Source organism: Elstera litoralis, assembly GCF_000963705.1.
Lineage (GTDB): Bacteria > Pseudomonadota > Alphaproteobacteria > Elsterales > Elsteraceae > Elstera > Elstera litoralis.
On record NZ_LAJY01000987.1, the window covers coordinates 1 to 699 of the forward strand.

1 pseudogene is annotated in these 699 nt (G+C 53.6%); it reads left to right on the forward strand.

The window, feature by feature from the left end:
* Positions 1–468 precede the first annotated feature (468 nt).
* Positions 469–699 (forward strand): annotated as a pseudogene (locus VZ95_RS21085) (porin); the annotation flags it as partial.

The following is a 699-nucleotide window of genomic DNA, read 5'->3' on the forward strand; positions in this document are numbered from 1 at the left end:
GTTTGCTTTTGGGGGTGGCCCCGCGCCCTCTATATAGGGTGCAGGGCGCAGGAGCGATCGGGGGCCATCGCCCCTTCCTACAGGAATATGCTGTCTTCACGGTCGGTGTCTTAACGGTTGACAGGCCGGAACGGGCCGAACTTCCGCTGCTTTTTTAGACAGAATGATGACGGATAGAGCGGTGTTGCCGAGGCCCTTAGGCAAAATTAGCCCGGTAAAATGAATTGAGAATCAAGGTATTACCCCAACAACGCCTGATAAGCTTGTGTATTTAATGGGAATTTTCCCATCGCCACAGGTGTTGTATCTTCGCCACAGCAGATCAAAAAGCCGCGCCTTCCGTGCAGAGCAGGCTTGCTACGATGTAGGGCAATGGGGTTTTATACGCCTGTCCCGAGCGGGGAGGGCCAGTTAATGGTCCCCCGGAAGGGTTCGTTTTGGGTTGAGTACCACCAAGGGGTATTGACAATGAAAAAGATTCTTCTGGGCACGTCTGCTCTCGTATTGTTCGCTGGTGCCGCTGCTGCACAGCAAGTCACCACGAAGGCTCCCTTCACCGTTACGCTCGGCGGCTCGATCCGTTCGGATTTCATCATCGTCAATGATGATCTCGCCAATCAAGAATCGCGCGAAGCCCGCATTGATTATCGTTTGACGGTTAAGGCCGAAGCCAAAGCCGAAAACGGTCTGGTCTATGGT